The 12926-nt window shown below is 60.2% G+C and carries 12 protein-coding genes and 1 riboswitch; of the genes, 5 read left to right on the top strand and 7 right to left on the bottom strand.

Annotated features, from left to right (window positions below):
• Positions 1-233: 233 nt before the first annotated feature.
• Together C4J93_RS25060 and C4J93_RS25055 are read left to right on the top strand one after the other, a co-directional pair.
• Positions 234-785 (top strand): cytochrome b, encoded by a 552-nt coding sequence (locus tag C4J93_RS25060; RefSeq protein ID WP_124368663.1) that lies wholly within the window; start codon positions 234-236, stop codon positions 783-785.
• Between the two features lie 32 nt (positions 786-817).
• Positions 818-1396: a YceI family protein gene (locus C4J93_RS25055; RefSeq protein WP_124405521.1), complete on the top strand. Its 579-nt coding sequence runs from the start codon at positions 818-820 to the stop codon at positions 1394-1396.
• A gap of 298 nt (positions 1397-1694) precedes the next feature.
• On the opposite strand, the gene C4J93_RS25050 is transcribed toward C4J93_RS25055, so the two are convergent.
• The 5 genes from C4J93_RS25050 to ahcY all read right to left on the bottom strand — a co-directional run bounded on the left by C4J93_RS25050 (position 1695) and on the right by ahcY (position 8375).
• Entirely contained in the window at positions 1695-3575 is a 1881-nt protein-coding gene (locus C4J93_RS25050) for a DEAD/DEAH box helicase (RefSeq protein ID WP_124372137.1), read from the bottom strand.
• A gap of 222 nt (positions 3576-3797) precedes the next feature.
• Positions 3798-4601, bottom strand: a complete 804-nt coding sequence (locus C4J93_RS25045) for an ABC transporter substrate-binding protein (protein WP_124430688.1) — start codon at positions 4599-4601, stop codon at positions 3798-3800.
• A 63-nt stretch (positions 4602-4664) separates the two neighbouring features.
• Positions 4665-5747, bottom strand: a complete 1083-nt coding sequence (locus C4J93_RS25040) for a hypothetical protein (RefSeq protein WP_124430687.1) — start codon at positions 5745-5747, stop codon at positions 4665-4667.
• Positions 5748-5836: 89 nt separating this feature from the next.
• Positions 5837-6682 (bottom strand): methylenetetrahydrofolate reductase [NAD(P)H], encoded by an 846-nt coding sequence (gene metF / locus C4J93_RS25035; protein WP_124368658.1) that lies wholly within the window; start codon positions 6680-6682, stop codon positions 5837-5839.
• 283 nt (positions 6683-6965) lie between these two features.
• Positions 6966-8375 carry an adenosylhomocysteinase gene (ahcY, locus tag C4J93_RS25030; protein WP_124430686.1) on the bottom strand — a complete coding sequence of 470 codons (1410 nt, stop codon included), beginning with the start codon at positions 8373-8375 and terminating at the stop codon, positions 6966-6968.
• A gap of 21 nt (positions 8376-8396) precedes the next feature.
• Positions 8397-8503, bottom strand: a riboswitch (S-adenosyl-L-homocysteine riboswitch).
• A 198-nt stretch (positions 8504-8701) separates the two neighbouring features.
• Between ahcY and C4J93_RS25025 the strand changes: the two genes are divergently transcribed.
• A complete protein-coding gene (locus tag C4J93_RS25025; protein ID WP_124364767.1) occupies positions 8702-9106 on the top strand; it encodes an acyl-CoA thioesterase in 405 nt (134 codons plus the stop codon).
• A gap of 144 nt (positions 9107-9250) precedes the next feature.
• Positions 9251-10141, top strand: a complete 891-nt coding sequence (locus C4J93_RS25020) for a formate/nitrite transporter family protein (protein ID WP_124430685.1) — start codon at positions 9251-9253, stop codon at positions 10139-10141.
• An 18-nt stretch (positions 10142-10159) separates the two neighbouring features.
• Here the strand turns inward: C4J93_RS25020 and C4J93_RS25015 are convergent, their stop codons facing one another.
• Entirely contained in the window at positions 10160-11485 is a 1326-nt protein-coding gene (locus C4J93_RS25015; protein WP_256660113.1) for a cation:dicarboxylate symporter family transporter, read from the bottom strand.
• 34 nt (positions 11486-11519) lie between these two features.
• A complete protein-coding gene (locus C4J93_RS25010; RefSeq protein WP_124408392.1) occupies positions 11520-11933 on the bottom strand; it encodes a VOC family protein in 414 nt (137 codons plus the stop codon).
• A gap of 91 nt (positions 11934-12024) precedes the next feature.
• On the opposite strand from C4J93_RS25010, the gene C4J93_RS25005 reads away from it, so the two are divergent.
• Positions 12025-12906, top strand: coding sequence for a LysR family transcriptional regulator (locus tag C4J93_RS25005; RefSeq protein ID WP_124430684.1), 882 nt, complete (start codon positions 12025-12027; stop codon positions 12904-12906).
• Positions 12907-12926 lie beyond the last annotated feature (20 nt).

Here is a 12926-nt window from a genome sequence, read left to right as displayed (position 1 = left end):
GAAACAATCGCGCAAGCCTATGCAATGGTGGCGTGGGTCACAAGCCATTGTGGGGAAATTCGCGGTAAATGCAGGACGGTCTGTCACGTTTCTTGGGAATAGTCTTAATCCCTTGTTAATTTATGATGCATAGCCTTCAGATCGTATTTCTCGATATTTCAAAGCGAAATTTTTCGCTTTAATTCGATAGGTAAAGCGCTAGTCTTGGGCACAGTTCTTACGGGATTAAGTTCATGCAGTTACGCAATTCATCGGCCCGCTATGGCTGGGTCAGCATGGTTTTGCACTGGGGCGTGGCCTTGGTGGTATTTGGATTGTTCGCCCTGGGCCTGTGGATGGTCGGTCTCGATTACTACAGTGCCTGGCGCAAAGACGCGCCGGACCTGCACAAGAGCATTGGCATCACGCTCTTCGCCATCATGCTGGTACGTATCGTCTGGCGCCTGGTCAGCCCGCCGCCCGCACCGCTGGCCAGCTACAGCCGGCTGACCCGCCTCGGCGCCGCGTTTGGTCACGCGTTCCTGTATGTGGGGCTGTTTGCCGTGATGATTGCCGGTTACCTGATTTCCACCGCAGACGGTGTCGGTATCCCGGTGTTTGGCCTGTTTGAGATTCCTGCCGTGGTTTCCGGGCTACCGGACCAGGCAGACACCGCTGGCGTGGTGCATCTGTATCTCGCCTGGGTGTTGGTGGTCTTCGCCGGCTTGCATGGCGTGGCTGCGCTGAAACACCACTTTATCGATCGTGATGTGACCCTTAAGCGAATGCTGGGGCGCAAAGCCTGATGTTCAACCTCGACTCACAAGGAATAGAAAACATGTTGAAAAAGACTCTCGCCGCTCTGGCTATCGGTACCGCCCTGCTGTCCGCAGGTCAGGTGATGGCTGCTGACTACAAGATCGACAAGGAAGGCCAGCACGCCTTCATCGACTGGAAAATCAGCCACCTGGGCTACAGCTACATCCACGGTACCTTCAAGGACTGGGATGGCACTTTCAGCTGGGATGCCGCCAAGCCGGAAGCCAGCAAAATCGCAGTCGACGTGAAAACCGCCAGCCTGTGGTCCAACCACGCTGAACGTGACAAGCACATCGCCAGCAAAGACTTCCTCGACGTAGCCAAGTTTGCCGACGCCAAGTTCGTGTCCACCGCGGTTAAATCCACCGGCGACAAAACCGCTGACGTGACCGGCGACCTGACGTTCCACGGTGTGACCAAGCCTGTGACCTTCAAGGCCACCTTCAACGGTGAAGGCAAGGATCCATGGGGCGGCGAGCGTGCTGGCTTCAACGCCAAGACCACGATCGACCTGAACGACTTCGGCGTGAAAGGCCCTGGCCCGACTTCGCAGACCGTCGACCTGGATATTTCGCTGGAAGGTGTGAAGCAGAAGTAATATCCGCCTGACAATGCGGGCCTTTGTGGGAGGGGGCTTACCCTAATGCCAGTCAGTTAAGGCGACACCGAACCTGTGGCGAGGGAGCTTGCTCCCGCTGGACTGCGCAGCAGTCCCATTGTTTGGGGCCGCTTCGCGCCCCAGCGGGAGCAAGCTCCCTCGCCACAAGTTAGTTCTCGCTCCTGCTACTTCTTAACTGACCGGCATTAGGCTTGCCCCCTCCCACATTTGATCTGGTCGAGTCAAAAAAAATGCCCCGCATCCAAGATGCGGGGCATTTTTTATGGCGCCTTGGAACTCAGCGGTTGCGGGTCAGCAGCGCTGGCTTTTCACCACGAGGACGGCCAGGCAGCTGATCCAACTGCTCGGGTGTCGGGAAGCGATCCGCTTTCGACTCCTTGTGGATAATCTTCGGCGCCGGGCCACCGCGCGGGTTTTGCACGGCTGGCTCGGACAGCGGCTGGTCGTCACGGGCTGGGCGGCGATTGTTGCTGCGCGAGTCTTCGCGACGGGCCTGGCCATCACGCGGTGCGCCGTTGCGCGGGCCGCTGCGTTTGGCCGGCGGGGTGCCGGTGGTGCCGCCGCTGCTGTTGCGCGGGCCGTTCTGGCGCGCGCCCTGTGGCTGGCCACCACGTGGAGCGGCTGCGCCTGCGCCTTGTGCCGGGGCACCTGGGCGACGGCCACGACCTTGCGCCGGCTTGGCTTGTGGCACGTAGTCAACGCGGTTACCGAAGTTATCCACATCGTCGTCGAGGAATTCGTCCGGGGCACGGTCGGATGCGGCGCGTGGCGGCTGGCTCGGCTGGCGCTGTTCGCGGGCCGGGGTGCCTTCACGGGGCTTCTGCTCGCGGGCCGGGCGTTCGCCACGGCTGCTGGTCGCAGTTTTTTCCTTGCCCTTGTCCTTGCCCTTGTCGCGACGGCCACCACCGCCACCGCCGCCGTTCGGGCCATCGCCCTTCGGACCGCGTGGGTTGCGTGGGTTGCGCACGTCAGGACGCTCGCGCGCTTCAGGCTTTTCGGCCTCCACGGCACTGGAGTCGAAGCCCATCAGGTCGCCGTCGGCGATTTTCTGCTTGGTCATGCGCTCGATGCTTTTCAGCAGCTTCTCTTCGTCCGGTGCGACCAGGGAAATGGCCTCGCCCGAACGACCGGCACGGCCGGTACGGCCGATACGGTGCACGTAGTCTTCGTCGACGTTCGGCAGCTCGAAGTTGACCACATGTGGCAACTGGTCGATATCCAGGCCGCGCGCGGCGATATCGGTGGCGACCAGGATGCGCACACTGCCGGCCTTGAAGTCGGCCAGGGCTTTGGTGCGCGCGTTCTGGCTCTTGTTACCGTGGATGGCGACGGCGGTGAGGCCGTGTTTGTCCAGGTACTCGGCCAGGCGGTTGGCGCCATGCTTGGTACGGGTGAACACCAGCACCTGTTCCCAGGCACCGTGGGTAATCAGGTGCGCGAGCAGCGAACGCTTGTGGCTGGCGGCCAGGCGGAACACGCGTTGCTCGATACGCTCGACCGTGGTGTTGGGCGGCGTGACTTCGATGCGTTCCGGGTTGTGCAGCAACTTGCCGGCCAGGGCGGTGATGTCCTGGGAGAACGTTGCCGAGAACAGCAGGTTCTGACGTTTGGCCGGCAGGCGGGCGAGGACCTTCTTCACGTCATGGACAAAGCCCATGTCGAGCATGCGGTCGGCTTCGTCTAGCACGAGGATTTCCACGTGGGACAAGTCGACGCTGCCTTGGCCACACAGGTCGAGCAAGCGACCCGGGCAGGCCACCAGCACGTCAACACCACGGGACATGGCCTGAACCTGGGGGTTCATGCCGACGCCGCCGAAAATGCAGGCGCTGACGAACTTCAGGTCGCGGGCATACAGCTTGAAGCTGTCGTGCACCTGGGCGGCCAGTTCGCGGGTAGGGGTCAGGACCAGTACGCGCGGTTGGCGCGGGCCGTGACGCTGGGATTTGTCCGGGTGACCGTTGGGGAACAACCGCTCCAGAATCGGGAGGGCGAAACCACCGGTTTTACCGGTACCTGTCTGCGCCGCAACCATCAGGTCGCGACCTTGCAACACGGCGGGAATGGCCCGCTGTTGCACCGGAGTAGGCTCGGTATAGCCCGCTGCCTCGATGGCGCGGACTAAAGCCTCGGAGAGACCGAGGGAAGCAAAGGACATGAGTAATCCTGTTTTAGTTAGGGCTTGGCCCAGAGGGATAATCTTGCCGGGCGTGAATGGCGCTTAGGGGAGCGTAATCCCGTCCGGTCCTGCTGCGTCTGGCGGGCACTCCACCGGCTCGCGCGGGCTGCAAAGCTGCGCTGTAGCGGGGTTGGGTGCCTTTTTCAAGACCTCAGCGGCCGGGCGTAAGCCTGGCGGAAAGGCCGGAGTATAACAGAGCAATCACTGCGCGCTGCTTTCCTGCTGCTCAACGGTGTATTCGGAGGCGCTGATGGGCGCCGTTTGCGCCTGGATACCGCCATATTTGGCGCTCAAGGCGGCGTAGGCCGGCTCTTGCTTGAAGCGCCTGAGCTCAGCGGCAAAGCGCTGGACCAGCAAATCCATGCCCGCGCCACGGCGTACGGCAAGAAACTGCTGCTGGCGGCTGACCACCAGCGGCGCCTGGCTGACCTTGTCTTCCAGGCCCAATTGCTTGATCACGTGCTGCCCCACGCGACGGTCAGTGACCACCATATCGATGCGCCCCAGCATCAGCTTGCCGAAATTGGCCTCGTGGCTGGGGGCGGGTTCACGGGCAAAGGTGGCGGACGCGCCGAAGGCGTCGCCATACAGGTAACCGGGAGAGATCCCCACGCTCAGGCCGCGCAGATCGTCGAGGGTTTCGGCGGGGTGCGGACGCTCATTGGCGTAGAACAGCACGAATTCGACCGTCGACAAGGGTTCGCTGGGGTAGAGCAGCAAGGCGTCGCGCTCGTGGCTGTGGAAAATATCCAGCGCGCCGTCGGCGTGGCCTTGGTCAAGCATCGCCAGGCAACGTTTCCAGGGCAGGAACTGCCATTGCACATCCACGCCGAGGCGCTGGAACACGATCACCGTGGTTTCGTAGTCCAGGCCACGCATGCTGCCGTTGTCGTCGTAGACGTAGGGCGCCCATGGTTCGGTGACAATGCGCAGTTTCTCGCCATAAGCGGCCAGACTCAGGCAAGTGAAAAGCGTAGCGATCAACAACTTGAAAAGGACGGGCATTCCCTGAGGTTACGACGCTACCGAGATAAAGAGAAGCTCTGGCACGCGCGTTGGCGCCGGGTCTCAGTTGACTGGCGCGTCCATCAGGTGAGCGTGGATCGCGGCACGCCGCTCGCCGAGGATCAGGCGCACCACCGGGTTGGCGAACCAGCGTTCGAGCTGGTGCGCGTCAATCGGGCGTTGCTGGCGCTCTTCCTGGTTCTGTCGGGCCTTGTCCCACCAAACGGGGCCGCAGGCCTGGTCGAACTCGTTTTCGTGTTCATAGCAACCGTAGAGGATTTCACGGATGAACTGCTGCTGGTGCTTGGGCAGCAACAGGGTAATCAATTTGTACAGCGTGCGCTGCAAACGCGGCGGGCGCGGCAAGTGGGCGGACACCTGGCGCGTGTCGGCCAGGGCCAGTGCACTGGTGGGCGCGGCGGCGTGCTTGGCGATCCAGGCCTTGACCTTGGCCCGGAACAGCTGCTTGCGGCTCCAGTAATGGTGGATCAGGTCCGGGCACTCGCGCACGTTGACGGTGCGGTAGGCGGCGATGGACAGGCAGAACTCTTCCAGTGTGTAGGCACCCTGGGCATGGGGAAACAGTTCGTCCATCAACTCGATCGAACGGTCGAGGATGTGCGCGTCCTGCTGGGTCAGGCCCATCACGCCGGAGTTGAGGGTCATCATGTCATCGTCGGCCACGCCCATCTCCAAAAGGCGCTGGCGCAGGGCGGTGTAGAGGATGCTTTCGTGGTTGTCGCCGTACTTGGTGTAGAAGGCGTTGCACAGCAAGGTGCCCGGCTGCACACGCTCGAACAGCGTCAGGGGGGAGTGGTGGAAAAACGTGTCGGTGTCGATCAGCAGCGCTACCGGCGACTCTTGCAACACCTGGCGCAGCACAACGTGCTTGGTGCGAAAGTGATAACCGTGGGGTTCACTCCAACGCTTGCGGGTGGCCTCGTCCAGCGGGCGTACACGCACCGGCAGCAGGCGATAGGGTTCGGGGTTGTCGCTGAAGACCTGGATGTCCACGGCCGCATCAGGGGTGTCCTGCAGGAAAGCCAATGCGCTGGCGATGCTGAATACCGCTTCCTGGTGGTAGGTCTCGGCGCCGAAGACGAGGTAGACCAGCTGCGGACGGGAAGAGGAAGACACTGTATTCATGGACTGCGGGGTTCCTGAGCACTTAAAACGACAAATGTGAAGCGACAAAGGCCCTCGTGAACGAGGGCCTTGGCACAACCGGGCAAGCCTTAGCGTGGCAGCTTGAGGTTGTTCCAGATGGCAAGGCTGGGTTCAGCCTGGTTCAGGGTATAGAAGTGCAACCCTGGCGCACCACCTTGCAACAATTGCTCACACATCTCGGTGATGACCTGCTCGCCGAACGCCTGGATGCTTTTGACGTCGTCGCCATAGGCTTCCAGTTGCTTGCGCACCCAGCGTGGGATCTCGGCACCGCAGGCGTCGGAGAAGCGCGCCAGCTTGCTGTAGTTGGTGATCGGCATGATGCCCGGCACGATCGGAATGTTCACACCCATGGCGCGTACACGCTCGACGAAGTAGAAGTAGCTGTCGGCGTTGAAGAAGTACTGGGTGATCGCGCTATTGGCGCCGGCGTTGGCCTTGCGTACGAAGTTCTTGAGATCGTCTTCGAAATTGCGCGCCTGGGGATGCATCTCCGGATAGGCGGCCACTTCGATGTGAAAGTGATCGCCGCTTTCTTCGCGGATGAAGCTCACCAGGTCATTGGCGTAGCGCAGCTCACCGCTGGCCATGCCCATGCCGGAGGGCAGGTCGCCACGCAGGGCGACGATGCGCTTGATGCCGGCGGCTTTGTATTGGGTCAGCAGGCCGCGCAGGTCGGCTTTGCTATCGCCCACGCACGATAAGTGCGGAGCGGCGGGAACTTTGACTTCACTTTCGAGCTGCAGCACGGTGTTGATCGTGCGATCACGGGTCGAACCGCCGGCGCCGTAGGTGCAGGAAAAGAAGTCGGGCTGGTAGCTGGCCAACTGCTTGGCAGTGGCCATCAGTTTTTCATGCCCAGCATCGGTCTTGGTCGGGAAGAACTCGAAGCTGTAGCGACGGTCTTGGGACATGGTCATACCCTTGGAAACTCATAAAGCCGGGAGATGTACACCGTCAATGTGGGAGGAGGCTTGCCCCAATGCCAGTCAGTTAAGCGTACACCGCCGTCTGTAGGAGCGAGCTTGCTCGCGAAAAACGTCAACGATAACGCGTGCTTTCTGAATGAACGCGGTGCCTGTGAGTTTTTCGCGAGCAAGCTCGCTCCTACAAAAAGCCTTAACTGACTGGCATTAGGGCTTGCCCCCTCCCACATTAAAGCCCGCTCCCCCACAGGGAGAGTGGGCAGCAGGCATATCAGTAGCGGTAAGCGTGCGGCTTGAACGGACCTTCAACGGTCACGCCGATGTAGTCGGCCTGGGTCTTGGTCAGTTGGGTCACCACGCCGCCGAAGCCGCGGACCATTTCCAGGGCCACTTCTTCGTCGAGTTTCTTCGGCAGTACTTCCACGGTCAGGCGCTCGGCTTTCTGGGCAGGCGGCAGGTCGGCGTACTTCTGTTGGAACAGGAAGATCTGCGCCAGTACCTGGTTGGCGAACGAGCCGTCCATGATGCGGCTTGGGTGGCCGGTCGCGTTACCCAGGTTCACCAGACGGCCTTCGGCCAGCAGGATCAGGTAGTCGTCGTTCTGCGGGTCGAAATCGCCCGAGCCGGTACGGTGAACCTTGTGCACCTGTGGCTTCACTTCTTCCCATGCCCAGTTCTTGCGCATGAAAGCGGTGTCGATCTCGTTATCGAAGTGGCCGATGTTGCAGACCACTGCGCGTTTCTTCAGCGCCTTGAGCATGTTCGCGTCGCAGACATTCACGTTACCGGTGGTGGTCACGATCAGGTCGATCTTGCCCAGCAGCGCCTTGTCGATGCTCGCTTCGGTGCCGTCGTTGATGCCGTCGATGAACGGCGAAACCACTTCGAAACCGTCCATGCAGGCTTGCATGGCGCAGATCGGGTCAACTTCGGAAACCTTGACGATCATGCCTTCCTGGCGCAGGGACTGGGACGAACCCTTGCCCACGTCGCCGTAGCCGATCACCAGGGCTTGCTTGCCCGACAGCAGGTGGTCGGTGCCGCGCTTGATGGCGTCGTTGAGGCTGTGACGGCAACCGTATTTGTTGTCGTTCTTGCTCTTGGTCACCGAGTCGTTGACGTTGATGGCCGGGATTTTCAGCTCGCCCTTGGCCAGCATGTCCAGCAGGCGGTGTACGCCGGTGGTGGTTTCTTCGGTCACGCCGTGGACGCGGTCGAGGATCTGCGGGTATTTCTTGTGCAGCAGCTCGGTCAGGTCGCCGCCGTCGTCGAGGATCATGTTGGCATCCCAAGGCGCGCCATCCTTGAGGATGGTTTGCTCCAGGCACCACTCGTACTCGGCCTCGGTTTCGCCTTTCCAGGCGAACACCGGAATACCGGCGGCGGCGATAGCGGCAGCGGCCTGGTCTTGGGTCGAGAAAATATTGCAGGACGACCAACGCACTTCGGCACCCAGGGCAACCAGGGTTTCGATCAGCACGGCAGTCTGGATGGTCATGTGGATGCAGCCGAGAATCTTCGCACCCTTGAGCGGCTGCTCAGCGGCGTACTTGCGACGCAGGCCCATCAGGGCTGGCATTTCGGATTCGGCGATAAAGGTTTCGCGACGGCCCCAGGCGGCGAGAGACATGTCGGCGACTTTGTAGTCGTTGAATTCTGCAGGCGTAATTACAGCGCTCATGAAGAGCCTCCATTCGTAGTGTGCGAATGGGCGCCGTTGTGCGTTTAGTATCAAGCCAGGTGAGCCAGGCCAGACAACGCCCCATCCGAGCCTGACAGGCCAAGCCTGCTGCAGCGCCCCTCGGACAGGTGGCGGGAGAACGGTACCTACGGAAGATGACCGTTTTGAAACGGGGGCGATTATAGCTGTGTATGCGGCACTTCCCAAGCCTTTCTGTCGGCTACATGAAGATCGCTCATGGGGGTGATAGGCAATGGCTCATAGAGCTTGGGCCCGGGCTCTGCCATGATATTGGCCATCATTGGGCAACACGCTTTGGAGTGACCATGAACTTCCACACCCGCAAATGGGTAAAACCCGAAGACCTCAACCCCAACGGCACCCTGTTCGGCGGCAGCCTGCTGCGCTGGATCGACGAAGAAGCGGCGATCTATGCGATCGTGCAATTGGGTAACCAGCGCGTGGTGACCAAGTACATCTCCGAAATCAACTTCGTCAGCGCCTCACGCCAGGGTGACATCATCGAGCTGGGCATCACCGCAACCGAGTTCGGCCGCACCTCCATCACCCTGACCTGTGAAGTGCGTAACAAAATCACGCGCAAGAGCATCCTGACCGTCGAGAAAATGGTCTTCGTCAACCTCGGTGAAGACGGGCTGCCAGCGCCTCACGGCCGCACCGAAATCAAATACGTGAAGGATCAGTTCGAGGGCGACGGTCTTTCCGAGTAACAGCGTGGCGGTGTAAATACTGTCTTCAAGAATCCGATGGAGTTGGGTCAAGGCCCGGAGGATTGCGCTTTAGTTGCCTGGCCACTGAACAGCCACCGTGGCGGCGTGTCGTAGCTACACGCCCCCCTTGGACTCCGGATCATCATGGCCACCGACGAAGCAGGCAAAACCCCCAACCTGTCCCACGAAGAGCAGCAGGACGTAGACAAGAACCAGCCGCCCCGCGCCGCGGTGCTGCATGAAATCATCCGTACCCAGGGCGACCAGGAGCTGGAACGCAACGTCGCTGCGTTGTGGTGGTCTGCCTTGGCTGCCGGGTTGACCATGGGGCTGTCGCTGATGGCCATGGGCTTGCTCAACTCGCGCTTGCCGGACGGCGAAGCGTTCAAGGTCATCGCCAGCTTTGGTTATTGCGCGGGGTTCCTGGCGGTGATCCTCGCACGCCAGCAACTGTTTACCGAAAACACCCTCACGGCCGTGTTGCCGGTGATGAGCAAACCGACCCTTGCCAATGCCGGGCGCCTGTTGCGGCTCTGGACGGTGGTGCTGGTGGGCAACCTGTGCGGGACCTTGCTGGTGGCTTATGTGATGTTGCACCTGCCGATCTTCGATGCAAAGACCGACCTGGCCTTCCTCGAAATCGGGCGCAAGGTCATGGAGAATGACAGCGGCCAGATGTTCGCCAAGGGCATCGTCTCCGGCTGGATGATCGCCACCATGGTGTGGATGATCCCGTCGATGGAAAGCGCCAAGATGTTCATCATTATTGTGATCACCTACCTCATGGCGCTGGGGGACTTTACCCACATCGTAGTGGGTTCGGCGGAAGTGTCCTACCTGGTGTTTGCCGGCGAACTGTCCTGGCATGACTTCTGGCTGATATTTGCCGGCCCGACCCTGGCCGGCAATATCATCGGTGGCAGCTTCATCTTTGCGCTGATCAGCCATGCGCAGATTCGTAGCGAAGGCAAGGTGCTTTCCGGGACTCACGTCGGCGCAGCGCAGCAGCGTCCTCAAAGCAAGGAAAAGCAATGATGCAGCCCCGCACAAGGCTCAAATGCGAGCTTTGCGGGGCGTTCCGGGAACCTTCAGGCCTTGGTCCGGTACGTCGGCGAGATTGGCCGCAGGCGTGCTGTCAGGTGCCTTCAATTGGTCTTCCCACCGAGCAATTACCAGCGGCGCCAACGCGTTGCCCAGCACATTCAATGCCGTGACTGGCATATCCATCAGGCGATAAACGCCGGCAATGATCGCCACGCCCTCTACGGGAAGTCCCGCTGCAGTCAACGTCGCGGTAAGGATGATAAACATGAAGCCTGGCACGCCCGCTGCGCCCTTCGACGTCAACACCATGATCAATATCAGCATCCCCTGATCGGCCAGGCTCAAGTCGATGCCATACGCTTGGGCGATGAACAACGTGCCCAGTGCAGCGAACAGCGATGCGCCATCCAGGTTGAACGAGTAGCCCAACGGGATCACCATGCTGGTAATAGGGCGTGGCGCGCCGTAGCGCTCCATCTTCTCGATCAATTGAGGCATCACCGTCGCTGAGGCGGCACTGCTATAGGCCAGCAGCAATTCACTGCGTATTTCTCGCACCAAATGGAAAAAACCGACACCCACCAATCGAGCGACGGCACCCAATATGCACAGGGCAAATAACAGCACTGCGACATAAGTCGTGCCGATCAGCTTGGCCAACGGCAGCAGGGCACTGAGGCCAAAGCTGGCGACGGTGACCGCTATCAGCCCGAAAATGCCTATCGGCGAGTAGTGCATTACCAGATGGGTGACTTTGAACATGGTGTCTGAGACGCCCTGCATCACACTGATCAGAGGAGCCTTGCGCTGCTCAGGCAACATAGACAAGGCGCAGCCGAACAGGATGGCGAAAAACAGCACCGACAGCAGCTTGCCCTGGGACATGGCCAACACGATGTTATCCGGCACGATCGCCAATAGCGTCTGGCCCAGATTCTGCGTTGTACTGTTGGCAGCCAGCCCTGTTACGGGTGTTGGCAAAGTGCTGCCGAATTCCGCGCCCGAGCCGGGCGCGACGACATTACCCACAATCAGGCCGAAGACAATTGCAATACTGGTGATCGTGAAGAAATAAACGAGGGTCTTCACGCCGACACGTCCCAAGGCGGCGGGATTTCCCATGCCGGCAATGCCGACCGTCATGCAGGCGAAGACCAGCGGCACGACGATCATCTTCATCAGCTTGATAAACAGGTCGCCTGCCGGTTGCAGCAGGTTGTCAATGAACCAGGACTTATGTTCGGGAAACTGGTTAAGAAGGATACCGATGATTATTCCGGCTGCCAGGCCGATCATAATCCGGGTGACGAGGCTGGTTGGTTTTTTGGTGTTCATGCAGGTGACCCTTATTGTTGTAGTTGTCAGGGGTTTATTGAGCGAACAGTCCAGCGAAGTCCTTGAAGCCTTTCACTTCGATGGGATTGCCGCTGGGGTCGAGAAAAAACATCGTGCGCTGTTCGCCCGGTTCGCCGGCGAAACGAACCACCGGCGGGATCTCGAAGGGCATGCTCATTTGAGTGAGACGCTCGGCCAACACCAGCCACTCCTCCAGCGGTAACACCACACCGAGGTGCGGCATCAGCACATGATGCTCCCCCACCAGGCCGGTACGCGTCGTGGGGAAGGGCGTGCCCAGGTGCAGTGAAAGCTGGTTGCCGAAAAAATCGAAGTCGATCCAGGTCTCGCTGCTGCGGCCTTCTGCGCAGCCCAAAACATCTCGATAAAAAATGCGCGCCTTGTTTAAGTCATAAACATGGTATGCAGCGTGGAAGGGTCTGTTCATGAGCGGAATCTCTGTAGGGGGATCCTCAAATTAAACAGGCTGCGCATCCGCGTAAAACGGGTTCGCGTTGGTCTGAGCGAAAGGAAAATTTATGGATATTCGATTCCTGAGAAGCCTGGTCGCAGTCATTGAAACCGGCTCCATTGCTGCGGCGGCGCGACGCGAAAACCGTACCGCAGCGGCGATCAGCCAACGGGTCAAGGCGCTTGAGCGGACGCTGGGGTGCACGCTGCTTATGCGCACGGCGCATGCCGCGTGGCCGTCGGACCAGTGCCTGCTGTTGTTACCAAAAATTCAGGCAGTCATCGAGCAGGCGCGCGAGTTGCAGGAGGACCTGAGTCAGGATGGCTTATCGGGAGAGATCAAGATCGGCGCTATTTCAACGGCATTGACCGGCGTCTTGCCAAGAACGATCGAGCGACTGGCACTTTCAGCACCGGAGCTGAAGCTGAAGATCACACCGGGTGACTCCAGAAGCCTCTATGAGAGATTGCTTGCCCGCGAGTTGGACGCGGCGATTCTTGTCAGACCGCCGTTTGAGCCGCCCAAGGCGTTAGCGACCACCTTGCTGCGGGCCGAACCCCTGATTCTGATTGCTCCCGCTGAGTGTGACGCGCAGACCTTCGAAGCATTGCTGCGCGAGCGGCCATTCATTCGCTATGACGCCCGTTCGTGGGGTGGGCAGATTGCCCAGCGTTTTCTGGATGAACAGTCCTTTGCTCCGCAGGTATTGTGTGAGCTGGATGCCTTGGAAACCATCGTCATGCTGGTCGCCCAAGGTATGGGTGTGTCACTGGTACCGCAGTGGTCGGGGATGTCGAGCCGTGGCCTATGTGTCTTGCCGGTCGACGACGCGTCGCGCTATTCGCGGGATCTGGTTGTCATGCACGGCTCGATGCCGCGCCGCCCACTGGCGATGCGGCACCTGCTTGAACATCTGTGCAGAGCGCCCGTAGGCAAACTTGTGGTGTAGAAATGTAAACGCTCAGGGGC

It is taken from the genome of Pseudomonas sp. R2-37-08W, from assembly GCF_003851705.1.
In the GTDB taxonomy this organism is placed as follows: Bacteria; Pseudomonadota; Gammaproteobacteria; order Pseudomonadales; family Pseudomonadaceae; genus Aquipseudomonas.
This window is presented reverse-complemented; position numbering and strand designations above follow the sequence as displayed.